At 62.1% G+C, this 26,519-nt stretch carries 25 protein-coding genes and 1 pseudogene; 14 read left to right on the top strand and 12 right to left on the bottom strand.

Going from position 1 to position 26,519, the window contains the following annotated elements; all coding sequences use genetic code 11:
* Positions 1 to 4 precede the first annotated feature (4 nt).
* Genes NEK97_RS15335 through NEK97_RS15325 form a run of 3 tightly spaced genes read left to right on the top strand, consistent with a single transcriptional unit; the run spans position 5 to position 3,251 of the window.
* Entirely contained in the window at positions 5 to 766 is a 762-nt protein-coding gene (locus NEK97_RS15335) for a demethylmenaquinone methyltransferase (protein ID WP_211711989.1), read from the top strand.
* Between the two features lie 28 nt (positions 767 to 794).
* On the top strand, positions 795 to 2,138 hold the full coding sequence (locus NEK97_RS15330) for a geranylgeranyl reductase family protein (protein WP_257370661.1): 1,344 nt from the start codon (positions 795 to 797) through the stop codon (positions 2,136 to 2,138).
* 9 nt (positions 2,139 to 2,147) lie between these two features.
* Positions 2,148 to 3,251, top strand: a complete 1,104-nt coding sequence (locus NEK97_RS15325) for a polyprenyl synthetase family protein (protein WP_257370660.1) — start codon at positions 2,148 to 2,150, stop codon at positions 3,249 to 3,251.
* A gap of 125 nt (positions 3,252 to 3,376) precedes the next feature.
* Here the strand turns inward: NEK97_RS15325 and NEK97_RS19915 are convergent, their stop codons facing one another.
* From NEK97_RS19915 to NEK97_RS15310, 4 genes and pseudogenes are all read right to left on the bottom strand, one after another.
* Positions 3,377 to 3,805 carry a hypothetical protein gene (locus NEK97_RS19915; protein ID WP_308292494.1) on the bottom strand — a complete coding sequence of 143 codons (429 nt, stop codon included), beginning with the start codon at positions 3,803 to 3,805 and terminating at the stop codon, positions 3,377 to 3,379.
* A 219-nt stretch (positions 3,806 to 4,024) separates the two neighbouring features.
* A pseudogene (locus tag NEK97_RS19910) lies at positions 4,025 to 4,153 on the bottom strand (type IV toxin-antitoxin system AbiEi family antitoxin domain-containing protein); the annotation flags it as partial.
* Positions 4,154 to 4,544: 391 nt separating this feature from the next.
* Positions 4,545 to 4,967, bottom strand: coding sequence for a hypothetical protein (locus NEK97_RS15315; protein ID WP_211711993.1), 423 nt, complete (start codon positions 4,965 to 4,967; stop codon positions 4,545 to 4,547).
* 13 nt (positions 4,968 to 4,980) lie between these two features.
* Positions 4,981 to 5,652 carry a trimeric intracellular cation channel family protein gene (locus NEK97_RS15310; protein WP_257370658.1) on the bottom strand — a complete coding sequence of 224 codons (672 nt, stop codon included), beginning with the start codon at positions 5,650 to 5,652 and terminating at the stop codon, positions 4,981 to 4,983.
* Here NEK97_RS15310 and NEK97_RS15305 point away from each other — a divergent pair, their 5' ends adjacent.
* The 9 genes from NEK97_RS15305 (at position 5,653) to NEK97_RS15265 (ending at position 15,561) form a co-directional block, all read left to right on the top strand.
* On the top strand, positions 5,653 to 6,414 hold the full coding sequence (locus tag NEK97_RS15305; protein WP_257370657.1) for a sirohydrochlorin chelatase: 762 nt from the start codon (positions 5,653 to 5,655) through the stop codon (positions 6,412 to 6,414).
* A 135-nt stretch (positions 6,415 to 6,549) separates the two neighbouring features.
* Positions 6,550 to 8,286 (top strand): nitrite/sulfite reductase, encoded by a 1,737-nt coding sequence (locus NEK97_RS15300; RefSeq protein ID WP_257370656.1) that lies wholly within the window; start codon positions 6,550 to 6,552, stop codon positions 8,284 to 8,286.
* Complete coding sequence (locus NEK97_RS15295) at positions 8,283 to 9,002, top strand: phosphoadenylyl-sulfate reductase (RefSeq protein WP_235517238.1); 720 nt, start codon at positions 8,283 to 8,285, stop codon at positions 9,000 to 9,002. Before NEK97_RS15300 ends, NEK97_RS15295 begins: the two co-directional genes overlap by 4 nt.
* A complete protein-coding gene (cysD, locus tag NEK97_RS15290; protein ID WP_257370655.1) occupies positions 8,999 to 10,045 on the top strand; it encodes a sulfate adenylyltransferase subunit CysD in 1,047 nt (348 codons plus the stop codon). Before NEK97_RS15295 ends, cysD begins: the two co-directional genes overlap by 4 nt.
* Positions 10,046 to 11,449, top strand: a complete 1,404-nt coding sequence (locus NEK97_RS15285; RefSeq protein ID WP_257370654.1) for a sulfate adenylyltransferase subunit 1 — start codon at positions 10,046 to 10,048, stop codon at positions 11,447 to 11,449.
* A 99-nt stretch (positions 11,450 to 11,548) separates the two neighbouring features.
* Complete coding sequence (gene mmuM, locus NEK97_RS15280) at positions 11,549 to 12,502, top strand: homocysteine S-methyltransferase (RefSeq protein WP_257370653.1); 954 nt, start codon at positions 11,549 to 11,551, stop codon at positions 12,500 to 12,502.
* Between the two features lie 152 nt (positions 12,503 to 12,654).
* Positions 12,655 to 13,800, top strand: coding sequence for an ABC transporter substrate-binding protein (locus NEK97_RS15275; RefSeq protein WP_257370652.1), 1,146 nt, complete (start codon positions 12,655 to 12,657; stop codon positions 13,798 to 13,800).
* A gap of 95 nt (positions 13,801 to 13,895) precedes the next feature.
* Positions 13,896 to 14,627: an ABC transporter ATP-binding protein gene (locus tag NEK97_RS15270; protein WP_257370651.1), complete on the top strand. Its 732-nt coding sequence runs from the start codon at positions 13,896 to 13,898 to the stop codon at positions 14,625 to 14,627.
* Complete coding sequence (locus NEK97_RS15265) at positions 14,617 to 15,561, top strand: ABC transporter permease (protein WP_257370650.1); 945 nt, start codon at positions 14,617 to 14,619, stop codon at positions 15,559 to 15,561. Before NEK97_RS15270 ends, NEK97_RS15265 begins: the two co-directional genes overlap by 11 nt.
* Positions 15,562 to 15,649: 88 nt before the next feature.
* Here NEK97_RS15265 and NEK97_RS15260 read toward each other — a convergent pair whose 3' ends face one another.
* A complete protein-coding gene (locus NEK97_RS15260) occupies positions 15,650 to 16,270 on the bottom strand; it encodes a DUF305 domain-containing protein (protein WP_257370648.1) in 621 nt (206 codons plus the stop codon).
* A 704-nt stretch (positions 16,271 to 16,974) separates the two neighbouring features.
* On the opposite strand from NEK97_RS15260, the gene NEK97_RS15255 reads away from it, so the two are divergent.
* Complete coding sequence (locus NEK97_RS15255; RefSeq protein ID WP_257370647.1) at positions 16,975 to 17,532, top strand: dihydrofolate reductase family protein; 558 nt, start codon at positions 16,975 to 16,977, stop codon at positions 17,530 to 17,532.
* A gap of 50 nt (positions 17,533 to 17,582) precedes the next feature.
* Here NEK97_RS15255 and NEK97_RS15250 read toward each other — a convergent pair whose 3' ends face one another.
* The 6 genes from NEK97_RS15250 to NEK97_RS15225 form a co-directional block, all read right to left on the bottom strand.
* A complete protein-coding gene (locus NEK97_RS15250) occupies positions 17,583 to 18,134 on the bottom strand; it encodes a hypothetical protein (RefSeq protein ID WP_257370646.1) in 552 nt (183 codons plus the stop codon).
* Between the two features lie 86 nt (positions 18,135 to 18,220).
* Positions 18,221 to 18,760, bottom strand: a complete 540-nt coding sequence (locus tag NEK97_RS15245; RefSeq protein WP_257370645.1) for a hypothetical protein — start codon at positions 18,758 to 18,760, stop codon at positions 18,221 to 18,223.
* Positions 18,761 to 18,866: 106 nt separating this feature from the next.
* Complete coding sequence (locus tag NEK97_RS15240) at positions 18,867 to 19,283, bottom strand: hypothetical protein (RefSeq protein ID WP_257370644.1); 417 nt, start codon at positions 19,281 to 19,283, stop codon at positions 18,867 to 18,869.
* 221 nt (positions 19,284 to 19,504) lie between these two features.
* Entirely contained in the window at positions 19,505 to 20,032 is a 528-nt protein-coding gene (locus tag NEK97_RS15235; protein WP_257370643.1) for a hypothetical protein, read from the bottom strand.
* Positions 20,033 to 20,139: 107 nt separating this feature from the next.
* On the bottom strand, positions 20,140 to 20,559 hold the full coding sequence (locus NEK97_RS15230) for a hypothetical protein (protein ID WP_257370642.1): 420 nt from the start codon (positions 20,557 to 20,559) through the stop codon (positions 20,140 to 20,142).
* A 128-nt stretch (positions 20,560 to 20,687) separates the two neighbouring features.
* Positions 20,688 to 22,607 (bottom strand): hypothetical protein, encoded by a 1,920-nt coding sequence (locus tag NEK97_RS15225; RefSeq protein WP_257370641.1) that lies wholly within the window; start codon positions 22,605 to 22,607, stop codon positions 20,688 to 20,690.
* 154 nt (positions 22,608 to 22,761) lie between these two features.
* Here NEK97_RS15225 and NEK97_RS15220 point away from each other — a divergent pair, with 154 nt between their 5' ends.
* Positions 22,762 to 23,799 (top strand): LLM class flavin-dependent oxidoreductase, encoded by a 1,038-nt coding sequence (locus NEK97_RS15220; RefSeq protein WP_257370640.1) that lies wholly within the window; start codon positions 22,762 to 22,764, stop codon positions 23,797 to 23,799.
* Here the strand turns inward: NEK97_RS15220 and NEK97_RS15215 are convergent.
* Positions 23,796 to 26,513 carry an aminotransferase class I/II-fold pyridoxal phosphate-dependent enzyme gene (locus NEK97_RS15215; RefSeq protein WP_257370639.1) on the bottom strand — a complete coding sequence of 906 codons (2,718 nt, stop codon included), beginning with the start codon at positions 26,511 to 26,513 and terminating at the stop codon, positions 23,796 to 23,798. The genes NEK97_RS15220 and NEK97_RS15215 overlap by 4 nt on opposite strands.
* Positions 26,514 to 26,519: the final 6 nt, after the last annotated feature.

Below are 26,519 nucleotides of genomic sequence, written 5' to 3'. Positions count from 1 at the left end.
CAGGGTGAACCGAGCATCCTTGGAAAAGCGTCCGGACGAAGTTGCGACGATGTTTGATGATGTCGCCCCAAAATACGACGTCGTCAATGACGTCCTGTCCATGGGGCAGACCCGGCGGTGGCGCCGGATCGTGGTGGACGCCATGGACGTCAAGGTCGGCCAGAAGGTCCTGGACCTCGCCGCTGGAACCGGTACCTCCAGCGAACCCTACGCAGACGCCGGCGTTGACGTCGTAGCCTGCGACTTCTCATTGGGCATGCTCAAAGTCGGCAAGCGCCGCCGTCCGGACATCGACTTCATCGCCGGGGACGCCACCAACCTGCCGTTCGCGGACAACAGCTTTGACGCCTCCACCATCTCCTTCGGCCTGCGCAACGTCGTGGAACCGCGCAAGGCCCTCGAGGAAATGCTGCGCGTCACCAAACCCGGCGGCCGGCTGGTCATTGCCGAGTTCTCCCACCCCGTGGTGCCGCTGTGGCGCAACCTCTACACGGAGTACCTGATGCGCGCGCTTCCGGCCATCGCCACCAAGGTTTCCTCCAACCCGGATGCCTACGTTTACCTCGCCGAGTCCATCCGTGCCTGGCCGGACCAGGACCACTTGGCCCAGTGGCTCAGTGACGCCGGCTGGACTGACGTAACCTACCGCAACCTCAGCGGCGGCATCGTTGCCGTGCACCGCGCGCAGAAGCCCGCCGAGCACCGCGAAAGTGTCCCCGTAGCCAAGCTTCGCCGCCAGATTAAGCCGCGCCACCAGGCCGGCTAGCTCGTACTGCCTGCTGATTTAGGACGACGTGAAAGTACTGATTGTTGGCGCGGGCCCGGCCGGGTCCACCGCCGCGTATTACCTCGCCCAGGCGGGCATTGACGTCACGGTGCTGGAAAAGACCTCCTTCCCCCGTGAAAAGGTCTGCGGCGACGGACTCACCCCAAGGGCTGTCCGGGAAATCCAAAAGCTCGGATTGCCGCACGCCGTCTCTGAAGGTTGGAGGCGCAATAAGGGCCTCCGCCTCATTGCCGGCGGCCGCACCATCGAGCTGCCATGGCCCGAGGTCGCCGACTTTCCCACGTACGGCCTGATCCGGACCCGCCTCGGTTTCGACGAGGACCTGGCCCGTCACGCGCAGGCCGCGGGCGCCGTCGTCCTTGAACACCACAGTGTCACGTCGGCCCTGAAATCGGACGACGGCCGAGTCGTCGGCGTACGTGCCGCCATCCTTGACGAGTCCGGACGCAAGACGGGCGAAACGCGCGACTTCCATGCCGACGTCGTTCTTGCCGCAGACGGTAACTCCACGCGGACCGCTGTGTCGCTGGGTATGCACAAGCGGGATGACCGTCCGCTGGGTGTCGCCGTGCGCACCTATTTCACGTCGCCGCGGCACGAGGACGACTGGATGGAAGGCTGGCTTGAACTGCCGGATAAGTCAGGCAAGCCGCTGCCCGGTTACGGCTGGGTTTTTGGTGTTGGGGATGGCACCTCCAACGTTGGCCTTGGCATCCTGAACTCCTCCAAGCAATTCGGCAAGCTCGACTACAAGCAGGTCCTGCGCGAATGGACCGCCGGGATGCCCGCTGACTGGGGCTTCACGCCGGAGAACCAGGTGGGGGAGATCCGTGGTGCCGCGCTGCCCATGGGCTTCAACCGCACCCCGCACTACTCGCCGGGGCTGCTACTGCTGGGCGACGCCGGCGGCATGGTGTCCCCCTTTAATGGCGAGGGCATTTCCTACGCCATGGAGTCCGCCCGGTTCGCGGCCGAGTTCATCATTGATGCGTCCTCCCGCTCCGCTTCAGCCGGCTGGAACACGCACGACGCCGATGCGCACCTTTCGCGGTACGCGGACTATGTGCGGGACCAGTGGGGATCGCACTTCACGCTGGGACGGCTCTTCGCTTCCTTGATTGGCAAGCCGGCTGTCATGAAGCTGGCACTTCGCACGGGAATGCCGATTCCGGTGCTGATGCGGTTTGTGGTCCGCATGCTCGCGAACCTCACCGATCCGTCAGCGAAAGGCTTCGAGGACCGCGTGATCCGGGTACTCGAAATGCTGGTTCCAGCGACGTCCAACACTTCTTCGTCCGGCGCGCTGACCGCAGCCGGCTCCGACACCGCGGTTTCCGCAACAACTAGTTAGGGTTAACCCGTGACGAACTCTGCCGAACACAGTTGGACGCATGCCGGGCACGGCCTGCCTGACTCCAACGAGCCTTCCCTGAACACCACAGCGATTGCTACGGGACTGCAACTGCCCGCCGGTTTCGCTGCCATCGCAGGGGACGCCGAACTCGGCCCCGCCATCACCAACAACCTTGCCCGGGTGGAGAAGAAGCTTCGCGAAGCCATATCCAACTCTGACCCCTTGGCTGACGCGACGTCCCGTCACCTGGTGGAAGCCGGTGGCAAGCGCATCCGACCGCTGCTCACACTGCTGTGCGCCCATCTCGGTGATGCTTCGCGCCCCGAGGTTGTCCAGGCTGCCGTGGTTGTTGAGCTCACGCACCTGGCCACGCTCTACCACGACGACGTCATGGACTCGGCTCCGTTCCGTCGCGGGGCTCCCACAGCACACGAGGTATGGGGCAACTCCGTGGCCATCCTCACCGGCGACCTCATCTTCGCCCGAGCCTCCATCCTTGTCTCCGAACTCGGCTCTCGTGCCCTCGGTATCCAGGCCCGGACTTTCGAACGCCTCTGCCTGGGCCAATTGCACGAAACCGTGGGGCCGCGCGAGGACGAGGACCCCGTGGAGCACTACCTTTCCGTCATCGCAGACAAGACCGGATCGCTGGTTGCGGCGTCCGGGCAGCTTGGAGCGATCTTTGCCGGCGCCGATGAGTCCTTCGAGGACTTGCTGGTTGAGTACGGTGAAAAGGTTGGCGTGGCTTTCCAGCTTGCCGACGACGTCATCGACGTCACCGGAGTGAAGGTCAAGTCCGGCAAGTCCCCTGGCACCGATCTCCGCGAAGGCGTGCCCACCCTCCCCGTGCTGTTGCTGCGCCGCGATGCTGCCGCAGGGGACTCCTCTGCTGCCGAACTCCTTGAACTGATCGACGGCGACCTGTCCTCCGATTCGGCTTTGGCTGAGGCCGTTGCAGGCCTGCGTGAACACCCCGTCACCAGTGAGTCCTGGAAGATCGCGCGCCAATGGTCTGCCGAGGCCGTTGCTGCACTCGCTCCGTTGCCGGAAGGCGTGGTGAAGGCGTCGCTGACCAACTTTGCCCACGCTGTGGTGGACCGCAGCAGCTAAGTTCTTCCGTGCTGTGGCTTCCTGACCCGCTTTAGGCGCTTGACGGCCGCTTTGCACCCTTTTCGGGTTGCAAAGCGGCCGTTTTCGTTCCAAAGAAGCTCGGATCGCCACGGCAGACGGTCGAATCACGACGCCGGCACCCACTTTGGTGTCCACCGCGACGGTCCGAAGTGCCCGGCTTCCCTGTTACCCAGCACGATGAGCACTTCAGCCACCATCTTCCCCGGATGGCGGACGTGGGTACCGCCGTCCAGCTCGATCACCAGGCAATCGTTGATCAGGCAGTCGACTTCACCAACCCCGGGTAGCTGCACGTGCATCTTCGCCCTGAGTCCTGCCCTGGTGAAGTGGACATGAGCCAGGACTTCCAGCAAGGAATCTGCCCTGGGAAGGACCAACCCCACAACAGCCCGCGCCCGGCCATTGCGGGGACCCGCCAGTTTGGACCTTAGGTAATCCGGGCTGAGCAGCGCCTGGCTCACAGCACTCTGGACCATGACCAGCGACTCCAGCTCCGGCCGGCAACGAAGGGCGTGAATGAGAACGTCAGCCACGCCTGCAACAGGTAGATAGGGATGCGGGGGATGGGTCATGCAGGCGTGGTCAACAACCTGCGGCTTGGGCAGACCGTTGCCGCAGCTTAAGTGCGAAGTTTCTGGTTCGCGAAGTATCCAAAGTCCGTAGAACCTCGCTGCCGAGATACAGGTCAGGCGGCCATTCGCGCGAAAGGCGGCTACGACGTCGGGGTCTGCTCCTTTGGTGACGTAGACGCCTCGCTGCAATCGGGTGATCACCCCGTTGTTCAACGCCGATGCCAGTGTTCGTTCAGAGAACCCGGCCCGCTTCAAGTCTGCGGTTCTGGCCGCGCCGAGTCTGGATCGGAGGAATTGGGTGAGGTCCATCAGGCTATGGTTGCGGCGTTGGAGACTCTCCAGAGCCTGCTTTTCGGCCTATGTGGATAACTACACCGGGCCGTAAAAACGCAACGGCATCTTTGAATTTACGTTGACGCTAAGAGTTGCGCTTGTGACAGGCTTGTCATAAGCTATTCACGGATCCACTAAATGCCTCCGGTGGGTCTGATGCGAACGGAGATTGTGGTCCCGGTTCGGTGCAGCGTATGACTCGTAACGTTGCAGCGAGCCGGGGCCATTCCGTTTAAGCCCGGAAACCCGTGTCTTTGTGACCTTCTTTCAATGCAAAACAGCCCCTATGCAATCAATCAAGGTTGCATAGGGGCTGCGTGTCGTTCAAACAGGGTCAGGAAGCCACGGGGGCGCCCTGAAAAAGGACCTAGTCTTCGTCGTTGAACGCCCACTCGAACATGTCGAACACGAACTCGGAGAACGTTCCTTCTTCGCTCTTCCACTGCCCGCGGGCGTTGTTGCGGCGCCAGACAATGGGATCGGGGATGCCCAGATCAGCGGTGCGGAAGCCCCAGGTGAATTGCTCGTCCTCGTCCTCCAGGAACATGAGGAAACCTTCGTCATCGACCTCGAGTTCCTCGGGATCCCAGAAGTAGTGGTAGGCCTCCATGAGGTCTTCGCAACCGCCCACGGCGAGGTAGAACTCGCGGAGAACCAGCGGGATGGTGAAGGAGTGGTCGGCAAGGGCCTCGTCCAGCTCGGAGGGCGTGAGGCCATCCTCTTCCTGCCATTCATCCTCGAGATACTTTGGGACCAGCGCGCGGAACTTCTCGAGGAACATGTCAGTCATGCTCTTATCCTAGCTAATCCCGGGCACCCGAAATTGCGCCCGTTCCCCGGCTGGGCCGGTGCCATCCACGGACCGCGAGCGGCACGCGCCAACTGCGTCGCCAGGCAGTGACGCGGAAAGCGAAAACGACGGCGGCGACAACGCAGGCAGAGAGCCCGGTGAACAGACCCAAATGCCACAGCAACGTGGTGAGGCCTGCCCCCACAAACGCCGGCAGCGCATACAGGTCCCGTGCATTGAACAGTGTGGGGACCTCGTTCGCCGTAATGTCGCGCAGCAGTCCGCCACCCACGGCAGTGGTCACACCCAGCAGGATCGCGGCCACAGGATTTACGCCCGCGGTCAGGGCCTTCAGCGTCCCGGTGATGCAGAAGAGAGCCAGGCCGCCGGCGTCGAACAATGTTAAAAGGGAGGTGAAGCGCTGAACCGAGGAGAACAGGAAGTACACCAGCATTGCCGCCAGCAGGGGCGGAACCAGATAAGCGGGGTTGGTGAACGCGATGGGGGGACCGGCGTTGATGATGATGTCGCGGATCACGCCGCCGCCCAGCGCCACAATCGAGGCCAGGAGCACGGAACCCACAATGTCGAACTGTTTGCGGGCCGCCAACAGTGACCCGGAGACCGCGAAGAAAAACACGCCGAACAGGTCAAGCCACAGAAGAAGGATGTCGATGGAAATCAAGTGGACGGTTTCTTTCTGGGTACGGCTCTCAACAGATGCTGGCTCAACGTTACGCTAGCTCCCATGAACAGCCCCGTTTTGATCGCGTGCGCCCACGGAACCCGCAACGCCGAAGGCCAGGCAGCCATCCGCCAGGTCATGGCCGACATCGAGGCCCTTCGCCCCGGCTTGCGGGTGCTCGAGGCCTACGTGGACGTGCAGGAACCTGAGCTGGGGGGAGTGGTGGAGGGCCTGCCCGAGGGGACTGCCGCCGTCGTCGTCCCGCTTTTGCTGTCCACCGGCTTCCACATCAAAGTGGACGTACCCAAGGCGATCAAGACTCGGCCCGAAGTGATCTCGGCCAGGCCGCTCGGCCCGGATCCGCGGCTGGCTGAGCTGCTTGCCGCGCATCTGCGGGCCGCAGGCCTGGAGGAGAACGACGGCGTGCTGGTGGCTGCCGCCGGCTCCTCGCTTCCGGACGGGTCGGTGGACTCGGAAGAGCAAGCGCGCCTGCTCGCTGAGCTGCTCCCCAACAAGGTCCGGGTCGCCTATGGTGCCAGCGCCAAGCCGACAGTGCCCGACGGCGTCGCCTCCTTGCGTGCGGAGCTCGCCGCCGATGGTGGGACGGGACGGGTGTTCATCGCGTCCTACCTCTTGGCGACCGGCTATTTCCACGATCAGCTGGCCAAGGCTGGAGCTGACGTTGTCGCGGCTCCGCTGCTGCCTTCACCGGTGCTCGCCGAGATCGCGTTGGAACGCTACGACGCAGTGCTGGCGAGCTGATTGCCTCCAAAGCCGCCTGCATATGTGGCGCCGCCGGACAAGGCCACTGGCGTGTTCGTGACGAAATGTTTCCCTAGGTGACTCAACATTTCCAGACCTTTGCTGGCTAAATCTGGCCAGACCTACCCTCGATATATGACAGATACAGCTGTAGCCGGCGCGTCCGCGGAGACCGCCAAGCGCCCGGCGCGCACCCGCCCTGCCGCCAAGCCCCACGGCCAGTGGAAAGTTGACGGCACTGCCCCGCTCAACGCCAACGAAACCTGGAAGCAGGAAGACAACGGGCTGAACGTCCGTGAGCGCATTGAGTCTGTCTACTCAAAAGAAGGCTTCGACTCGATCGACGGCACCGACCTTCACGGCCGTTTCCGTTGGTGGGGCCTCTACACGCAGCGCAAGCCCGGGATCGACGGCGGCAAGACGGCAACGCTTGAACCGCACGAGCTCGAAGACAAGTACTTCATGCTGCGCGTGCGCATCGACGGCGGAGCGCTGACCACCGAGCAACTGCGCGTCATCGGTCAGATCTCCGTGGACTTCGCCCGGGGCTCCGCCGACCTGACGGACCGCCAGAACATCCAGCTGCACTGGATCCGCGTTGAGGATGTTCCGGAGATCTGGCGTCGCCTTGAAGGTATCGGCCTGTCCACCACCGAGGCCTGCGGTGACGTTCCCCGCGTCATCCTGGGCTCCCCGGTCGCCGGCATCGCCAAGGACGAGATCATCGATCCCACCCCGCTGATTCACGAGCTCGCCGAGCGTTTCATCGGCGACCCCGAGCTGGCCAACCTGCCGCGCAAGTACAAGACGGCGATCACCGGACACCCGTCCCAGGACGTGGTCCACGAAATCAACGACTTCGCCCTGGTTGGCGTTGTCCACCCTGAGCTTGGTGCCGGCTACGACCTCTGGGTGGGCGGTGGCCTGTCCACCAACCCGCGCCTGGCCGAACGCCTGGGTGTGTTCGTCTCCGCCGATGTTGCCGCTGAAGTATGGCTGGGAGTCACCAGCATCTTCCGCGACTACGGCTACCGCCGCATGCGCACCAAGGCCCGCCTGAAGTTCCTCATGAACGATTGGGGTCCGGCCAAGTTCCGCCAAATCCTCGAAGACGAATACCTCGGCTTCAAGCTTCCCGACGGCCCTGCGGCCCCGAAGCCGAACGCGCCGGGCGACCACATTGGCGTGCACGAGCAGAAGGACGGCAAGTTCTTCATCGGCGTCACACCCACTGTGGGCCGCACGTCCGGCGAAGCACTGGTCACCTTGGCCGACACGTTGGAGAAGCACGGTTCCTACCGGCTGCGCACTACTCCTCACCAGAAGCTGGTGATCCTGGACGTTGCCAAGGAACAGGTGGAACCCCTGATCGCCGAACTGGACACCCTGGGCCTCTCCGCCCGGCCGTCCGTATTCCGCCGCGGCACCATTGCCTGCACGGGCATTGAGTTCTGCAAGCTGGCCATCGTGGAAACCAAGGTCACCGCAGCAACGGCCATCGCTGAGTTGGAACGCCGCTTGGCCGACCTCGTGGAGACCAAGCAGCTGCCGTCGGCACTGTCCCTCCACATCAACGGTTGCCCCAACTCCTGCGCACGCATCCAGACGGCCGATATCGGCCTGAAGGGCATGATGCTGCCAACGCCCGACGGCGACCCCACCCCGGGTTTCCAGGTCCACCTCGGTGGCGGGCTGGCCAACAACGAGCGCGAGGAAGCCGGCTTGGGACGTACCGTCCGCGGCCTCAAGGTCACGGTGGAAGACCTGCCCGATTACGTGGAGCGTGTGGTCCGTAAGTTTGTCGCCGTTGGCGCCGAGGGCCAGACCTTCGCTGAGTGGGCACACTCCGCCGACGAAGGAGACTTACAGTGACCGTAGCTGTAGCACTCAAGCGCTCCAACGAGGAGCTCAAGGCCCTGGCTGAAGCCGGCGCCGCTGAGCTGGGTTGGAACGCCAGCGCCACCGAAGCGATCGCTTGGGTGGCCCGCAACTTCGAACTGCCCGCGGTGACGGTGGCCTGCTCCATGGCCGACGCCGTCCTGCCGGCTTTGGTGGCGGACCAGCTTCCCGGCGTCGACGTCTTGTTCCTGGAGACCGGCTACCACTTCAAGGAAACGCACCAGACCCGCGACGAAGTTGCAGCGAACCTGCGCGTCAACGTCGTGGACGTCCTTCCGGAAACCACCGTGGAACAGCAGGACCGCCTGTTGGGCAAGGACCTGTTCGCCCGCGACCCCGCCCAGTGCTGCGCGCTGCGCAAGGTCCAGCCGTTGCGCCGCTCCTTGGCCGGCTACGAGGTCTGGTTCACCGGTGTCCGTCGCGACGAGGCACCCACCCGCACCAACACGCCGATCATCACGTGGGATGAAGGCTTCGGGTTGGTCAAGGTGAACCCGATGGTCGACTGGACCTTCGATCAGCTGATCGAGTACTCCGAGGACAACATCCTTCCCGTCAACCCCCTCCTGAGCCAGGGTTACCCGTCCATCGGCTGCCAGCCCTGCACACGCCAGGTTGCCCCGGGAGAAGACCCCCGCGCCGGCCGCTGGGCAGGATCCGACAAGACAGAATGCGGACTACACACATGAGCAACTTCAGTACGACGACGGAAGCCTACGCAGCAGATGCCGCCCCCGCCCCTTCGCTGGACGGCAACGCTGCAAGCAGCATTGCGTCCAGCTACGACAGGCCCGATGCCACTCCCGGGGCGGCATCTGCTGCTGCGGCTCTGCAGTCGACTCGCCTTTCGTCTTTGGACACACTCGAGTCCGAGGCCATTCACATCATCCGCGAGGTTGTTGCCGAGTTTGAGAAGCCTGCGTTGCTGTTCTCCGGCGGCAAGGACTCCGTGGTCATGCTGCACCTGGCCACCAAAGCTTTTTGGCCGGGCAAGGTTCCTTTCCCTGTGCTGCACGTGGACACGGGCCACAACTTCCCGGAGGTCATCGACTTCCGTGACCGTACGGTGGAGCGACTGGGCCTGAAGCTGGTTGTGGGCTCGGTGCAGGAGTTCATCGACCGCGGTGAGCTTGCTGAGCGTGCCGATGGCACCCGTAACCCGTTGCAGACCGTTCCGCTGTTGGACGCGATCCAGCGCAACAAGTTCGACGCCGTTTTCGGCGGCGGCCGCCGCGACGAGGACAAGGCCCGCGCCAAGGAGCGCATCCTGAGCCTCCGCGACGAGTTCGGCCAGTGGGACCCGCGCAACCAGCGCCCCGAGTTGTGGAACCTGTACAACGGCCGCCACACGGTGGGCCAGCACGTCCGTGCGTTCCCCATCAGCAACTGGACCGAGCTGGACATCTGGCGGTACATCGAGCGCGAGAACATCGAGCTCCCCAGCCTGTACTACGCCCACGACCGCGAGGTCTTCGCCCGCGATGGCATGTGGCGTGCAGTGGGCGAGGTTTCCCAGCCGCTGCCGCACGAGGAAGTCATCACCAAGCTGGTCCGCTACCGCACGGTGGGGGACATGTCCTGCACCGGTGCTGTCGAGTCCGATGCCCGCACCGTGGCCGACGTCGTCGTTGAAGTCGCTGCCTCCACCCTGACCGAACGTGGCGCCACCCGAGCAGATGACCGCATCTCCGAGGCAGCCATGGAAGACCGCAAGAAGGACGGCTACTTCTAAATGAGCACCGAAACTTTGACTGCCGGACTGGAGACAGCCCTGCCCACTACTCTGTTCCGTTTTGCCACTGCCGGATCGGTCGACGACGGCAAGTCCACTTTGGTGGGCCGCCTCCTTCACGATTCGAAGGCGATTCTTGCTGACACGCTCGACGCCGTTGCCCGCACCTCCGCGGACCGTGGCTTCGGCGGTGAAAAGGGCGGGATCGACCTCGCCCTCCTGACCGACGGCCTGCGTGCCGAGCGTGAACAGGGCATCACCATCGACGTGGCATACCGCTACTTCGCCACCGACCGCCGCAGCTTCATCCTGGCGGACTGCCCCGGCCACGTTCAGTACACCAAAAACACGGTGACGGGCGCGTCCACTGCGGATGCCGTCGTCGTGCTTATTGACGCCCGCAAGGGTGTCCTGGAGCAGACGCGTCGTCACCTTTCTGTGCTGCAGTTGCTGCGGGTTGCCCACGTGATCGTGGCGGTCAACAAGATCGACCTGGTCGATTTCAGCGAGCAGGTGTTCCGCGACATTGAAGCGGACGTGCAGAAGGTTGCCCGCGAGCTCGGCCTTGGATCTGATGGTGTTGCCGATCTGCTGGTTGTTCCCGTTTCGGCCCTGGACGGCGACAACGTGGTGGACCGCTCGGATCGCACCCCTTGGTACACCGGTCCTGCGCTGTTGGAAGTCCTCGAAACCCTCCCCGCTGCTGACGAGCTGGAGGCCGAACTGGAGAGCTTCCGCTTCCCGGTCCAGCTGGTGATCCGTCCGCAGGGTGCCCTTGCTCCGGACGCTGTTGCTGCCGGGCTCGATGTGGAGGCGTACCGCGATTACCGTGCCTACGCCGGCCAGATCACCGAAGGGTCGGTCAAGGTTGGCGACGAAGTGAGTGTCATCAGCCCGGGCCACGAACCGCGCACCACCACGGTGATCGGCATTGACTTCGCTGGTCAGTCGTTGGACGAGGCCGCAGCTCCGCAGTCTGTGGCTGTTCGCTTGGCTGATGAGATCGACATCGCCCGTGGCGACACCATCGCCGCTGCGGGTACGGTCCGCGAAAGCACTGCGGACCTGTATGCGTCGCTGGCCTGGCTCTCGCCGAAGCCGCTCCGCGAAGGCCAGAAGGTCCTGGTGAAGCACGGTACGCGCACGGTCCAGGCACTGGTCCGCAACGTCACGGGCAAGCTGGACCTGGCCACGTTCAACGTGGAGCCGGCGTCCATCCTGGACCTTAACGACATCGGACACGCACAGCTCCGGCTCTCTGCTCCGCTGCCGTTGGAGAACTACCTGCACCACCGCCGCACGGGCGCGTTCCTGGTGATCGACCCCATCGACGGCAACACCCTTGCCGCGGGCTTGGTCAAGGACCACCCGGGCGACCACGAGGACGAACGTTACGTCATCTAGGGTCACACGTAGTCACAAAACCGCAGCTTGTTCGCGACTCCTCACGCTGTACGGCGGGATTTTCGAACAAGCTGCGGTTTTCTTTTTGGGGAAGGACCCATGCCACAGAACACCACGCTCAGCACGCACTTGGCCGCCGGCAAGGACCTGGTCCTGGACGGCGCGTTAGCCACGGAATTGGAAGCCCACGGCTGCGACCTGGAAGACGCCTTGTGGTCCGCCAAGGTCCTGCTGGAACAGCCGTACCTGATCAAGCAGGTCCACCGCGACTATTTCGACGCCGGTGCGTCCGTGGCCATTACAGCCAGCTACCAGGCCACTCCGCAGGGCTTTGCGCGGCGTGGGCTGTCCGTGGAGGAATCGTTGGAGCTGGTGGCGTTGAGTGTCCGGCTGGCCGACGAAGCCCGTCAGGAATACCTAGCAGCCAACCCCGGATCCCGTCCGCTGCTGGTGGCCGGATCTGTTGGCCCCTACGGCGCGTACCTTGCCGATGGCTCGGAGTACCGCGGCGATTACACGCTTTCAGCCGCGGAATTCCGGGACTTCCACCGCCCCCGCGTCGCCGCCCTCGTGGAGGCAGGCGCGGATTTCCTGGCCTGCGAAACGCTTCCGTCGTTTGCCGAAGCTGAGGCGCTTTTGGCGCTCGTGGCGGAGTTCGACGTCGAATCCTGGTTCACGTTTACGCTGCGGGACAGCGGCCACATCAGCGACGGAACGCCGGTTGCAGACGTGGCTGCGCTGCTCCGCGCGGAACCGCGGGTCGCCGCCGTCGGGGTTAATTGCGTGCCGTTGGAGTTGGTGACACCAGCACTGGAGTCCTTCCAGGGTGTGAGCGACAAACCCCTGGTGGCCTACCCGAATTCGGGGGAGACCTACGACGCCGTGACCAAAACATGGGGTCCGGCTGTGGGTGTTCAGGGGAGCGGAACCCTGGCCGGCGCCGCTGCAGATTGGCACGACAGGGGAGCCCGTCTCATAGGTGGATGCTGCCGCACAACTCCGCGTGACATTGAAGGCCTCGTGGCCAATATGACGCCACGTGAACCTGCGTGAACCTTGATTTCTACGGGATTGAAGCCGAAATATGACAGTCCCTACTGTGAAGGCATGACCTCTCCGGAATGGTCCTTGCTTGCCCTCGACGGGCGATGTCACGGGGCCTGATCGTCGCCCCACTCGCATCCCACATCTCCGAAGGACCCCTCATGTCGAACAACCCCGAGTCACCCAACACCGGTACCACCCGCATCGTCGCGGGTGAGACCGCCAAGCCCAAGCGCCGCCGCACCGTTGAGATCGCACTGGCCGTCGGCCTAGTGCTGCTCATCGGCGCAGGCGCCGCCGTTGCTTCCGCTGTTTCGCAGAACAACAACCAAGCCGCCCCGGCCCCCGCCACGACGCCCGCCGCCGAACTCAAGCTCGGCTACTTCAGCAACGTCACCCACGGTCCGGCCCTGGTAGGAATCAGCAAGGGCATCATCGCCAAGGAACTTGGTGAAACCAAGCTCAGCACCCAGGTCTTCAACGCCGGTCCCGCCGCTATCGAAGCCCTGAACGCCGGCGCCATCGACGCCACGTACATCGGCCCGAACCCGGCCATCAACTCCTTCGTCAAGAGCAACGGCGAGTCCATCAGCATTATCGCCGGTGCGGCTTCCGGCGGTGCCCAGCTGGTGGTCAAGCCGGAGATCAACTCCGCTGCTGACCTCAAGGGCAAAATCCTCAGCTCGCCGCAGCTCGGCGGCACGCAGGACGTAGCACTCCGCGCCTGGCTGGGCGCGCAGGGTTTCAAGACCAACGTTGACGGCAGCGGTGATGTGAACATCAACCCCACCGAAAACGCCCAGTCGCTGAAGCTCTTCCAGGACGGAAAGCTCGACGGCGCGTGGTTGCCTGAGCCGTGGGCGTCCCGCTTGGTCCTCGAAGCCGGAGCGAAGGTCCTCGTTGACGAAAAGGACCTATGGGAGAAGGGCGACTTCACAACGACCATCCTGATCGTGAACAAGAAGTTCGCTGCAGAACACCCTGAAACTGTGAAGGCACTGCTCAAGGGCCACGTGGAATCCGTGAACTGGCTCAACTCCGCCTCAGCGGCAGACAAGGCAACCACCATCAACGCTGTCCTGAAGGACACGGCCGGCAAACCGCTTCCAGCCAACGTGATTGAGCGGGCGCTGCAGAACATCAAGTTCACCACCGACCCGCTGGCCGGAACGTACAAGAAGCTCCTGGATGACGGAGTGAAGGCCGGAACCACAAAGCAGGCCGACATTAACGGCATCTTCGACCTCCGCACCTTGAACGAGGTTGAAGGCAAGAAGACCTCGGCTGCAGGTCTCGGCCAGGACTAAGCATTAACAGGCTGGTCCGCTTTCCTCCCCTTGGGCGGGAAGCGGGCCGGCCTTCAGCCACATCAGCTCTACCAATCAACATGAAGGACGGGACCATGCCAGTCGTACTCGAGAACCTGGGCAAGCGCTTCGGCGACGGCGCTCCGGTGCTGGACGACGTCAACGCCACCATCGCCCAGGGCGAGTTCGTGGCCCTCCTCGGTGCGTCCGGCTGCGGCAAGTCCACCCTGCTGAACATCATGGCGGGACTGGAAAAGCCGACGTCGGGCGCCCTTGAAGTCCCCAGCGACGGCGCCGCCTTCATGTTCCAGGACGCGTCCCTCTTTCCGTGGTTGACCGCCCGCGGCAACATCGAACTCGCGCTGCAACTGGCCGACAAGTCCAGCACCAAGGCGAGCCGGCGTGCCCGCGCCACGGAGCTGCTCGATCTGGTGCACCTGGGCGGCGCCGGCGACAAGCGCCCGCACGAACTTTCCGGTGGCATGAGGCAGCGCGTGGCTTTGGCCCGTTCCCTGGCCCAGGACCGGCAGTTGCTGCTGATGGACGAGCCGTTTGCTGCCCTCGATGCCATCACCCGCGACCTCCTGCACGATGAGCTCGAGCGGATCTGGAAGGAAACCGGCCGGACCATCGTGTTCGTGACGCACAACGTCCGCGAAGCCGTGCGGCTGGGCCAGCGCGTGCTGCTTTTGTCCTCCCGCCCCGGCCGTGTGGTGGCCGAATGGGACGTCACCGAGGAACACCGTACCGATGCCGGTCGCGCTGGGGAGCTCACTGGTGTCATCACCCGCCGACTTCGCGAGGAGATCCGCCGCCATGCCAAGTAACCCCATCACCACCGAAGAGCGGACCCTTCCCGTGACCGAATCCAAAGAGCACATCACTTCCCCGTCGCTGAAGGGCAGCGCCTCCGAGCTCCGCGACCTTGAAGCCGGGCTGGACAACCTGCAGTCGGACAATGGCCGAAAGCGGGGCATCGAGTGGAATCGAGTGCTGCTGCCTGTTGCCGCGTTGGTGGTCCTGATCCTTGCGTGGCAGCTCTACGTTTCCTTGGAGTTCAAGCGGCGCGACCTCGTGCCCGGGCCCCTTGACGTGCTCACCCAGTTCGTGACGATGTGGGGAGAAGGCAAAGTCCAGGAAGCGGTGTGGACTTCGCTGCAGCGTGGCCTGATCGGCTTCCTGATCTCCGTGGTGATCGCGACCCCCATTGGTCTTTTGCTCGCCCAGGTCGCTCCTCTGCGCCGCGCGTTTGGGCCGTTGATTTCCGGGCTCCAGGTTCTGCCTTCAGTGGCATGGGTTCCAGCCGCCATCATCTGGTTCGGCCTGACCGACGCCACCGTCTACTTCGTTGTCTTCATGGGCGCCATTCCGTCCATCATCAACGGCCTCATCTCCGGCGTGGATCAGATCCCGCCGCAGTACCGGAGCGTCGGAACGGTGCTTGGCGCCAGCCGGCTCCAGATGGCGTTGCAGATTGTGCTGCCCGCAGCACTTCCCGGCTACATCAGTGGTCTGAAGCAGGGCTGGGCTTTCTCCTGGCGCTCCCTCATGGCCGCCGAGATCATCGCGGTGGGCGGCACCATTGGCTTCGGGCTGGGCTCACTGTTGGATCAGGGCCGGCTGTTGTCTGACATGACCATCGTGATGTCCGCGATCCTGCTCATCCTGTTCGTAGGCATCCTGATTGAGCTCCTGGTGTTCGGACCGATCGAGAAGCGCCTCCTGCAGCGCCGGGGCTTGCTGGCGGGCAGTTCCCGCTAAGGCTCCTTTGGTCGGCGCGCCCGACCTAAACGCAAGGGCCCGACGGCGACCTACCGCCGTCGGGCCCTTGCGTTACGTTGGCGTGAGGCTAGAGTCCAGCCAAGAGATCCTTCATTTCCTGGATCTCCTCTTCCTGCGAGGCCACAATATCCTTGCTGAGCTGGACGGCCTCAGGATTCTGACCCTGACTCGTTTCGGTTTTGGCCATGGTCACGGCACCTTCGTGATGCGCGATCATCTGCGTCAGGAAGAGTTTGGCAGCTTCTGTGCCCTGTGCCGCTTCGAGTTTTTGCAGGTCGGCGTCGCTCATCATGCCGTCCATGCTGTGGGAGCTGTGATCGCCGGCAGCCATAGTGGCCGATTCATTCCAGCTTGTAAGCCAGCCGGTCATTTTTTCGATCTCGGGGGCCTGTGCGGCCCTGATCCTGGTTGCCAGCTCCGTTACGGCCGCCGGGATGTCCTGCTTGGCCAGCATCGCGTCGGACATTTCCACGGCTTGGGCATGGTGGGGAATCATCATCTGCGCGAACATCGTATCCGCCGCGTTGTGGACCGGATCCGTGCTGCCCGCCGACGGGTTTGCCGATGCACTGGAGGTGCCGTGATCCATGCCCGGCATCGAGCCCAAGCCGGAATTGGATCCGCAGCCGGCCAGTGCGAGCAGGGTTGCCAAAGCGGTTCCCGTGACAATGTAGCGTGTTTTGTTCATCAGTGATTGGTCCTTTGCCAATTCAGGCGGCACCATCGTCTGCCGCCAAGGGTAAGCAGTTGGGCGCCCGGAGCCATAGGGGTCCGGGGTGTGGCGAAGGGCCCGCATGTTGGCGGCCCCTACCAGTGCTTACGTCCTGCTGATGCTGAGTTGCCCGGGCGTGGGCTGGTCTGGTCGGTAGGACCAGGATGGCAATGGATCTTGGTACCCGGTGGCAGTGAGAGTGTAGGTAGCCGCGCTGGCTGGGAGCGGCGCAACCAAGGAACCGGTTTTTAGCGACGGTGTGCAGGTAGCACCTACCGCCCCGGCGCAGGAACAGCTTCCGGACGTACACTGTTCCGCTTCCGCAGGATGACCGGCAGGGAGGGGTTGCGAAGTGTCGTGCACATGATGTGAAGCGCCCTGCCCGTGAAGGGTGATCGCGTCAGTGGCTGTTGGCGTGACGGAATGTTCCCCATGGGATCCGCTCATCACATGCATTCCGAACAAGCCCGCAATGATGGTAGCCACGAGCATCAAGAGCGATCCTCGTCTGAGAAGGGGCGATGAAACCCGCGACGATGACCCGCTCACGCGCACTCCTCCTTTGCGTCCATTCGCAACACTATACCCCTGGGAGGGTATCGGTCTTTGCAATGCAAGAATAAGCACACTACTGCGGCAATCCCGCTGCGCTAACGCCGGCAACGGCCTAGAATCGGCGAATGGGCCTTCTCACGTTCAGCATCAACGTCACTCTGGATGGCTGCGTCGACCACCGGGAGGGGATCGCAGATGATGAGACCCACGCCCACTTCACACGCCTCCTGGATCAGAGCGGTGCGATGCTCTGGGGGCGCACCACTTACGAAATGATGGAGGAGTACTGGCCCTTGGTGGCCCGGGGCGAGGTGGAAGCGCCGCCAGCCCTTCGTGAGTGGGCGATTACCTTGGAGGGGAAACCTAAGTACGTCGTTTCCACAACGCGGAGCGACTTCCCCTGGACCAACAGTCATCGGCTGGTCGGCGAACTGGGTACGGCCGTTCAGGAACTCAAGGACAGGACTCCGAAGGGGGTACTTGTTGGCAGCGGGAAACTAGCAACAGAGCTGGACCGGCTGGGCTTGATCGACGAGTACAAATTTCTCATCCACCCCATGATCGCCGGTCACGGCCCCACCCTGTACCAAGGCGGGCTGCCCAGCACCCGGCATCTTGAGCTGATATACGCCGAGCCGCTAAGTAACGGGGCGGTGTCCATGCATTATCGCCGGGCTGTTTGACGATTGTAGAGGCGACGTGAAAACGCCGAACCATCCTCATCAGCTCTGGTTTAGAAGTCCCCGCCCGGGTAGATGCCCTCGGGCAAAGTGAAGCACGGCGAGCCCGAATCGATGTCAATCTGGTTTGGGGCCAATCCTTCGGAGGCGATGTAGTTCTCCCCAGGCGCAGGCAGGTCGATCTGGATTCGGTAGTTTCCGCTTGGATTCCAATCGGCGGATACTTTGGTTCCTTTCGCCCGGTAGTGGGCCTCGATGGCTCTCACGATGGGCTCGATTTTGGTTCCCTCGGCAACGGTGATGGTCGTGAAACCCTTCCAGTTGTGCTGGGTCTTGTTGCACGACAGAAGCATGCCCTTCTTCTTCTGATCAATTGAGACAACAGCATCTTTTGGGATCAGGGCGGCGAGGTCCAGTTCCATCGCTTGGGTGTGGGCTTTGGCTTCCTGCCAGGTCAGTTCAGCATTCATCGGTTCACCCTGTGTCTTTGCTGCGGTGGGCGCTGCTGGTTCGATATGTGTCCCTCCGGGGCTTCCGGAACAGCCTGCCAGAACCATCGCACCCACCAGCAGCAACGACGCCATGGCACCGCGACGCGCCCTCATCGAGCCACAATTCCCAGCATGTTGTTGAGCGCATGCTCGTTGTCTTCACTGTTGGAGGCGATGAGATCACGGTTGCTCAAAAGCATCTAGAAATCCCCACCCGGGTAGGTACCCTCGGGCATTGTGAAGCAAGGCGAACCTGATGCAATGCGAATGACGCCGGGATCGTCCTCCCTGATGAGATACATTTCCGAGGTGGCCGGATCGCTTATCTCAACACGAAAGGTGCCTTGTATGGTCCGGTCGCTTGAGACCTCAAAACGATGATCCGTGAAGTGTGCCCGTGCAGCGGTCTCAAGTTCTTTCACGACAGATTCAGCTTCGCTTCCCTCAGCCAGCGTGATCGAAGTCGAACCGTTCCAGTTGTGTTCTGTCTTGCTGCAGGATAGGAGAACGCCCGTCTCTTTCTGGACTATGGAAGTAATCTTGTCCTTCGGGATCAAAGCCGCTATCTCCAGCGCTTCCTTTTCTGTGTTTGCTTTAGCTTCCTGCCAGGTGAGTTCCGTGGTCATCAGTTCCTCATGTGTATCAGTGGCAGTTGGCACGGTTGACTCGGTCGAACTCACGCTTGGGTTTCCGGCGCAACCGGCGAGCCCGATCGAACCCGCCAACAGCAACAACGCCATGGCTCCTTGTCGCGCCCTCATTGAGGCACAATTCCAGGCATGACTCTGAGTACTTGCAGGTTGTCCTCGTAGTTTGAGGCGATGAGGTTGTAATTGTTCATGGTATCTAGAAATCCCCACCCGGGTAGATACCATCGGGCAATGTGAAGCACGGTGAACCCGAATCGATCCAAATCTCGTTAGATTTGACGCCTCCACCGACGAGGTAATTCTCACCGGGAGCAGGTGGATCAATTTGGACAAGAAGCTTTCCGTCTACATCCGTATCGGCTGATACATTGAGTCCGCGCGACCGGTAGTGGGCTTCGATGTCCTTCACGATGGGTTCGATTTTGGTCCCTTCGGCAACCGTGACCGTGGTTGAAGCATTCCAGTTGTGCTGGGTCTTGTTGCAGGACAGCAGCACGCCCTTCCTTTTCTGATCGATCGAGACAACAGCATCCTTTGGAATCAGTGCGGCGATCTCCAACTCCATTGCTTGTGTGTGTGCTTTCGCTTGCTGCCATGTCAGCTCAGCATTCATCGTTGCCTCCTGTGTCATTGTTGCAGTGGGCCCCGTTGGTTCGATTGGAGTCCCTTCTGGCCTTCCGGCGCAACCTGCGAGCCCGATCGAACCCGCCAACAGCAACAACGCCATGGCTCCTTGTCGCGCCATCATCGAGTCACATTTCCAAGCATGACCCTGAGTGCCTGCTTGTAGTTCTCGCGGTCGGTTGCGATGAAGTTCTGGTTGTTCATGAGGATCTAAAAATCCCCACCCGGGTAGGTATCCTCGGGCAATGTGAAGCAAGGCGAACCGGATGCAATGCGGATCTCGTTTGGGGAGAATCCTTCAGAGACAATGTAACTTTCCCCCGGGGCGGGCGGGTCGATTTGGACACGATATCTTCCATTAACATCAGTATCGATGGATACTTTTGTTCCTATTGTCCGGTAGCGAGCTTCGAATGATTTAACGATAGGCTCTATTTTGGTTCCTTCATGAACTGTGACTGTCGTTGAGGCATTCCAGTTATGTTGAGTTTTGTTGCAAGATAGAAGCACGCCCGTCTTCTTTTGATCAATCGAGACAACAACATCTTTTGGGATCAGTGCGGCGATCTCAAGTTGAATAGCTTGGGTGTGAGCCTTAGCTTCCTGCCAAGTGAGTTCAGTGGTCATCGGTTCCTCTTGTGTTTGCGTAGCAATTGGCATAGTTGCCTCGGTCGAACTCACGCTTGGGTTTCCGGCGCAGCCGGCAAGCCCGATTGAAACGACCAGCATCAACACCACGGCGCCGCTCCGAATCCTCACCGAGTTGCACTTCCCAGCATGCACTTGGGTACGTGCACATTGTCCTCGCTGTACGAGGCGAGGGGGTTCTGGTTACTCATGAGGATCTAAAAATCCCCACCCGGGTAAATACCTTTTGGCAACGTGAAACACTCAGAGCCTGAATCAATGCGGATCTGGTTTGGGGCTAACCCTTCGGCGACAATGTAGTTTTCATCGCTCGTATTGTGAGGGCTTATCTGGACTTCGTATGATCCTCTGATATCAAGCCTGTCCTCGACGACGTATTGTCCACTCTGGTAGTGGGTTTTGATTTCTTTCAGGATCGGCTCGATTTTGGTTCCTTCGGTGACCGTGATTGTCGTTGAACCATTCCAGCTGTGTTTGGTTCGGTTGCAGGACAGAAGCATGCCCTTCGTCTTCTGATCGATCGAGATAACGGCGTCCTTAGGGACTTGGGCGGCGATCTCCAGTTCCAAAGCTTGGGTATGAGCTTTGGCATCCTGCCACGTCAGTTCAACTTTCACTGGTTCCTCCTGTGTTTTGGCGGCGCTTGGCACAGTTGACTCTGTCGAACTCGTATTTGGGGTTCCAGCGCAACCCGTAAGCCCCATGAGGCCCGTCAGTAACAACGCCATGGTGCCGCGTCGCCCAATCATCGAGTCACAATTCCAAGCATGTCTTTGAGCGCTTTCTTGTTGTCTTTGCTGTCGGAGGCAATGAGGTTGTGGTTTTCCATGAGGATGTTCCCTTCTTCGACAGTGGTGATTGCCCTAAGTTGGTCGTCGTGGGGGCCGCGGTAGTAGTGCTGTTCAAACTCTTCGCGATGAATCGGATTGTTTCCTTCCCACACCACCCCTTTTTTCGTGACGGGGTTGGTGACTCCCTGGCCATGGATGAGCAGATCATAGTAATATAGGTTCGAATATTCCGTAGTTGGCTGTGGTTTCCAGTCCGGGAGCATGCCTGCCCCAGCAAGAGAGACCACCTTGTCGTATCGGGTTCCGGCGACTTCGGAGCTGGTGAGGTTTGCCAGGCCCCAGCTGTGCCCGATGCCGGTTTGTTCGGCACCGTTCAGGTAGGGATCAGTGCGCATCCCGGCCTCGAACGATGCCAGTTGCTGGCCGGACGTGCGCGCCAGGTTCTCATCGTTCGCCTCCCCGATTCTCGCCAGGTTGGGACCGCCGGCGGTGTTCTCCTCCCCGGGGAACCGTCCATCCTTATAGACGAAAGCCACCGTCCCCGGCACGGCGCCACCGAGGTACTTCGAGACCTGCTGTACCCCGCCTGTGTAAAAGATGTCCATCCCGGTGAAGGTGCCCGGAACGTAGGTGATCACATGCCGTGTGTCGGAGCCCGGAGTGCCGATCATTTCCACAATCCTGGACCGGTCCCGGTCATAAAGGTAAAGCTGTACGTCCCCGGCTTCCACCCGTTTCAGGTACGCCACTTCATTTTCCAGCATTTTTGTTCGGTTAGGGTCGTGGTGGCTTTGCCCGAACTCGGACAACTTCCGTGCTGATTCCAGGTCGTTCTCCGCCGCGCGGAGCAGGCTTGGCACATTCAACTGGTGGGCCCGGACCCTGGCCAGTGCGGGCATTCCGTCCAAAGCGCCGAACACGGCCGGAGCCGCAGTCAGCAGCAGCTCTTGCACCCGCGAGAACCCAGCCACGGCCGTGGCGGTGCCGGCCGGAGGGTTCATGCCCGCCCACCAAGTCCCGATTTTCGATGGCTCGATGCCTTGCAGGGCCTGCTTCCATCCAGGCATTGTGGCCAACGCCTTCACGTCCGCCTCGGTGGCACTGGACAAGTAGCTCAGCAGCGCCGCGCCCGACAACGACATCGGTGCCGTGGCAAGCACAAGAAGGCCGTTCGATACCGTTATCTGGCCAACGTCCCCGCTGCCGCCGGCAGCGCGGAACGTCGACGCGATGTCGGAAAGCCGGCTCGCGTCCTGATGGTTGTCTTCGAGGAACCGTCGTAGCCCGCCACGGACAGCGTGGAGGTCAGAGTGCACCCAGGAGCACTTCTCCTCGAAATCGGACACAGCTGCACTGACTTTGTCAGCCGAAGCTCGGTCTGAGTCGTCGTGGATCCTGAAGGTCGACGCTGCCGAGTCCAAGGTGTCCGGATCAGCGGAACTCGCCCCAGCAGTTCTTCCGCTCGCCCAGACACGCAACCCTTGCCGGGCCGTCTCCACGCTCACCACCGGACGGTCAGTCTCCGCCGTCGACGGGCGGGGCCCTACATCCACCCCGAAACCGCCGCCAGCACGGGCCCAGCCGGAGGCCAGCGCCCACTCGGTCACGTCATCCAAGCGACGCTGCTCAACCTCGGCCGCGTTCTTCGCGTCCTGGACCTGACGGGCAACATCTTCCAACATATGGACCAGCTCGGACCGGGCCGCCCTTTCAGAGGCAACGTTTTCCCGGAAGCAGTCTGCGAACACGCCCCGAAATTCCGTGAGAGCAGCAGTCGAGGCCGATTCCCGTCCGCCTCGTTGATCCTGCAACGTACGCGCGGCGTCTCGACATGCACCGATCAGGCGATCAGCAGCATGAGCATCGAAATCCATAAAAACTCCATCGAATAGATAAAGCATCCCCGACGCCTACTCTACCTAATCCTGCGGATCTATTTGCACAGGTAACGGGAAGTGACGGACTATGGACCCTGAGCGGGCACGGTGCCGGTGGAATTTCCCGGCACCGTGAAGAGTTGTCCCGAACATGCACAACAAACGGATCGGTTTCCTCTCCTTCGGTCACTGGGCCCGCGTCCCGGGTTCCCTCGTGTCAACGGCTGGGGAGGCCCTGAAACAGGGCATTGAACTCGCTGTGGCCGCTGAGGAACTGGGCATCGACGGAGCCTTCTTCCGGGTGCACCACTTCGCCCGGCAGCAAGCATCGCCCTTTCCACTGCTGAGTGCTATTGCGGCGCGGACCAGCCGGATCGAGATGGGCACCGGCGTCATCGACATGCGCTACGAAAACCCGCTCTACATGGCTGAGGAGGCAGCAGCCACAGACCTCATCAGTGACGGCAGGCTGCAACTCGGCGTGAGCCGTGGTTCACCCGAACCCGCGCGGAACGGTGCAGCGAACTTCGGCTACGTTCCCGGAGACGGCGAGGACGGCGGCGACATGGCCCGCCGCCACACTGCTCTGTTCCGGAAGGCAATCGCCGGGCACGGCGTGGCCGAAGCGGACCCGCAGTACGCTGGCGGGGCCACAGGTCTGCTTCCCATCCAGCCTCAGTCACCGGGCCTTCCTCAGCGGATCTGGTGGGGTGCGGGAACCCGGAAGACCGCTGTCTGGGCCGCAGAGCAGGGGATGAACCTCATGAGTTCCACCCTCCTTACCGAGGACACCGGTGTTCCTTTCGATGAACTGCAGGCCGAGCAGATCAGCCTTTTCCGCGAAGCTTGGGCCGCCGCCGGGCACGACTTCGAGCCAAGGATCTCCGTCAGCCGAAGCGTGATTCCGATCGTCGACAGCCAAGACAACCACTATTTCGGTCTGCGTGCCCAAGCGGACAGCCAGGACCAGGTAGGAATTCTCGACGGCGCGTTGTCCCGTTTCGGGAAAAGCTACATCGGCGAGCCGGATCAATTAGCGGACGAACTGGCGAAGGACGCAGCCGTGCAAGCAGCCGACACGGTCCTGCTCACAGTGCCCAACCAGCTAGGCGTCGACTACAACGCCAAGCTGCTGGGCAACGTCGCCAAGCACGTCGCCCCTGCTTTCGGTTGGAACGCGAAAGCCTAGGACGCCACGGCCAACAGCCCGGCAGCTGAAAACGAAGCAGGCTCCACGAATACCCGGTACCCCCGTTCGTGATCGAATCCGTGGATTTCCCGGGTATCCAAAGCAGCCATGAATTCGAGGGTCTCCCGCGTGATCACCTGCCCAGGGACAAGGATGGGGAACCCGGGCGGATACGGCGTAACGAACCCTGCCGAGATTACTTCCTGTCCTTCGGCCACCGCCGCAGCCACTTGGGCCGCGGACAGGTACACCGTGGTATCGAGCTTGTAACTCTCAAAGTAGGCCGCCCGGATGTCTCCGTCCTCGCAGGAACCATTCGTACGAAAGCGCGCGGCGAAGGTGCTGAAGTCCGGGAGCGGGGGAGTGGGATGCGGGGCATCGGATGAGGCAGGTAACGTCCGAGCCCGCGCCGAAGGATGTGGATTCTCAAAACCCTCGGCCAGCTTGACGAGGACCTCGATCAGGTACGCTACGGAGCTGCGGGACGTGCCGATGTTGGTCATGAACAGCACCGTGTTCCGGGACGTTTTGTTCACTTGGATGCCGTGATCATCCATGAGGTAGCTGTGGCGGAAAGTATCGCCGTCGATCCCTGTCTTGCTGATGTCCAGCGTCAGGCGGCTTGGATCGATGACGAACTCGTCCCGCTGCCATGCCTCCTCCAGCTCCGACAGCCCATCCCGCAGCGGCATGCTGGAGCCGGTTTCCCTGTAGCGCGGACCGATGAGGTCCCGCGAGGAAAGCACCCGGAAGTACTTCTTCAGCAGGGGGTGCCGGGCTACGGCTTGGGCCACGGACACGGCAAGGTCGGATTGCCGTTGCACCAGGCCGAAACCTTCCAGTTCCACCTGTCGTCTGCCAATGTCCAAGGACGCCAGAATCTGGTAGTTGGGCGAGGTGGACGTGTGGGTCATGTACGCCTCGCGGAAGGATTCCCGGTTGGAGCCGGCAAAGTCCTGGTCAAACACGTGGATCATTGAACCCTGCCGCAGCGAGGTCAACGTTTTGTGGGTCGACTGCGTTGCGTAGACCCGCAAACGTGCCTTGGCAGGATCCGGAATCAGCCTGGTGGTGAGCCAGGTTTCGTCATCAATGGGTTCGCCGGTGACCGGGTCATGAAGGGCGGCTGCCTGCTCCGCGTAGCGGGCTGCGTAGGCGGGATCGCTGAAGGAAGCTTCCAGGGCGGCTGCTGCCGCCATGCCGGTTCGACGTCGGTACACCGGATGGGAGCGGGCGAAGGCAAACCACGCCTCATCCCACAGGAAGACGAGATCCGGTTTGATGGCCAGGCATTCCTCCATGACCCTTTCGACGTCGTACACAACGCCGTCAAAGGTGCAGTTGGTGAGGGTCACCATTTTCACCTCGTGAAGCCTGCCTGCCCGCCGGTATTCCAGCAGCCTGCGTTTGAGGCTGGCCAGGGGGACAGCACCATAAAAGGCGTACTTGTCCAAGGGATAGGCGTCCAGGTACGAAACCCGGGCGCCCGCGAGCACGAACGCGTAGTGGTGCGATTTGTGGCAGTTCCGGTCCACCAGCACCACATCGCCCGGGGCAAGCAGCGATTGATGCACAATTTTGTTGGCCGTGGACGTGCCGTTGGTGACAAAGTAGGTTCGTTGCGCCCCGAAGGCCCGGGCCGCGAGTTCCTGTGCGCGTTTGATGGACCCATGCGGATCCAGCAAAGAGTCCAGACCGCCCGAGGTGGCGGAGGTTTCGGCCAGCAGCAGGTTTGTCCCATAGAAATCGGCCATGTCCCGGATCCACGGTGAAGTCCCCACCGACGCGCCCCGGGAAATCGGCAGGGCGTGGAAGACGCTGGCCGGGCGGCGGCTGTAGTCCTGCAGAGCGGTGAAGAACGGCGTTTCGTAGCGTTCAGCCACCCCGGACAGCAGTGACAGATGCAGGTCCAAATGATCCTGTCGCCGGAAAATCCGCCGGAACTTCCTGGTGAGGGATCCCGCCAGGGACTCGATGGAAACCCCTGCCACCAAGTAGACGTCCAGCTCCGGCCGCAGCCCGGAAATTGCATCGGCCAGCGCAAGGATCCGTCTGATGGGTCGCGAGTCCTGCAAGTCTGCGGAGGTATGCCGGGCCAGGAACCTCCGGAGGTCGCTGCCCAACAGGTGGGAGCTGCGGAGGGAGAAGCCCGGGCGAAGAACAACGGACTGGATATCGGGGTTCAGCATGATGGCCACCAAGGCATCCTCATAGCTGGGAACCACGTTGACCGTGTACGTGAACGCATCCGAAGGGCGGCGCTGCGCAGCCATGGTGTTCTTGAGCGCCTCGGCTTCTTCGGGCTCAATGGTATCCACCACCAGGACCTCAAAGCGTGGCCGCTCCGCCGGCTCGGACTGGTCAACAACTTCCTCGTCCGGGAGCTCAGCGCGCGGCACCGCAGCTGTTTCCCCGGCAGAGGCGAGCGGGAGGTGGGACAAACCGCCCAGAAGCTGGAGCGCGGCCTGGGGTTCGCCGTCGTCGATTAATTGGCGCAACTGCGCCACGGCGTTGACTCCGGGCTCTGCCCAATACGGTTCCACCGCCGCCAGGAGGGCAAGGCTTCGGTGGATCTGGGACAACAGGCCGGGCTCCTGGTGCCTGGCTGAGGCAAGCTGCCTGAGCGCGTACCCCAGGAATTCCCATGCATCGGCTCGGGACCGCCAAGCCCTGCTGGGCGTGCCGATTTTGAGGGACGGGGAAGGGTTGCTCATGTGTTT

It is taken from the genome of Paenarthrobacter sp. UW852 (genome assembly GCF_024608385.1).
Lineage (GTDB): Bacteria > Actinomycetota > Actinomycetes > Actinomycetales > Micrococcaceae > Arthrobacter.
Note: the sequence above shows the minus strand (reverse complement) of the source record. Positions and strands in the feature narration are given on the sequence as shown.

Excerpts from the sequence above, each read along its gene's own strand:
- NEK97_RS15275 (WP_257370652.1), top strand. The coding sequence starts at position 12,655 with ATGTCGAACAACCCCGAGTCACCCAACACCGGTACCACCCGCATCGTC.
- NEK97_RS15240 (WP_257370644.1), bottom strand. The coding sequence starts at position 19,283 with ATGAATGCTGAGCTGACATGGCAGCAAGCGAAAGCACACACACAAGCA.
- NEK97_RS15255 (WP_257370647.1), top strand. The coding sequence starts at position 16,975 with ATGGGCCTTCTCACGTTCAGCATCAACGTCACTCTGGATGGCTGCGTC.
- NEK97_RS15260 (WP_257370648.1), bottom strand. The coding sequence starts at position 16,270 with ATGAACAAAACACGCTACATTGTCACGGGAACCGCTTTGGCAACCCTG.
- NEK97_RS15270 (WP_257370651.1), top strand. The coding sequence starts at position 13,896 with ATGCCAGTCGTACTCGAGAACCTGGGCAAGCGCTTCGGCGACGGCGCT.
- NEK97_RS15225 (WP_257370641.1), bottom strand. The coding sequence starts at position 22,607 with ATGGATTTCGATGCTCATGCTGCTGATCGCCTGATCGGTGCATGTCGA.
- cysD (WP_257370655.1), top strand. The coding sequence starts at position 8,999 with ATGAGCAACTTCAGTACGACGACGGAAGCCTACGCAGCAGATGCCGCC.
- mmuM (WP_257370653.1), top strand. The coding sequence starts at position 11,549 with ATGCCACAGAACACCACGCTCAGCACGCACTTGGCCGCCGGCAAGGAC.
- NEK97_RS15245 (WP_257370645.1), bottom strand. The coding sequence starts at position 18,760 with ATGGCGTTGTTGCTGTTGGCGGGTTCGATCGGGCTCGCCGGTTGCGCC.
- NEK97_RS15300 (WP_257370656.1), top strand. The coding sequence starts at position 6,550 with ATGACAGATACAGCTGTAGCCGGCGCGTCCGCGGAGACCGCCAAGCGC.
- NEK97_RS15315 (WP_211711993.1), bottom strand. The coding sequence starts at position 4,967 with ATGACTGACATGTTCCTCGAGAAGTTCCGCGCGCTGGTCCCAAAGTAT.
- NEK97_RS15285 (WP_257370654.1), top strand. The coding sequence starts at position 10,046 with ATGAGCACCGAAACTTTGACTGCCGGACTGGAGACAGCCCTGCCCACT.
- NEK97_RS15250 (WP_257370646.1), bottom strand. The coding sequence starts at position 18,134 with ATGAGGGCGCGTCGCGGTGCCATGGCGTCGTTGCTGCTGGTGGGTGCG.
- NEK97_RS15220 (WP_257370640.1), top strand. The coding sequence starts at position 22,762 with ATGCACAACAAACGGATCGGTTTCCTCTCCTTCGGTCACTGGGCCCGC.
- NEK97_RS15265 (WP_257370650.1), top strand. The coding sequence starts at position 14,617 with ATGCCAAGTAACCCCATCACCACCGAAGAGCGGACCCTTCCCGTGACC.
- NEK97_RS15215 (WP_257370639.1), bottom strand. The coding sequence starts at position 26,513 with ATGAGCAACCCTTCCCCGTCCCTCAAAATCGGCACGCCCAGCAGGGCT.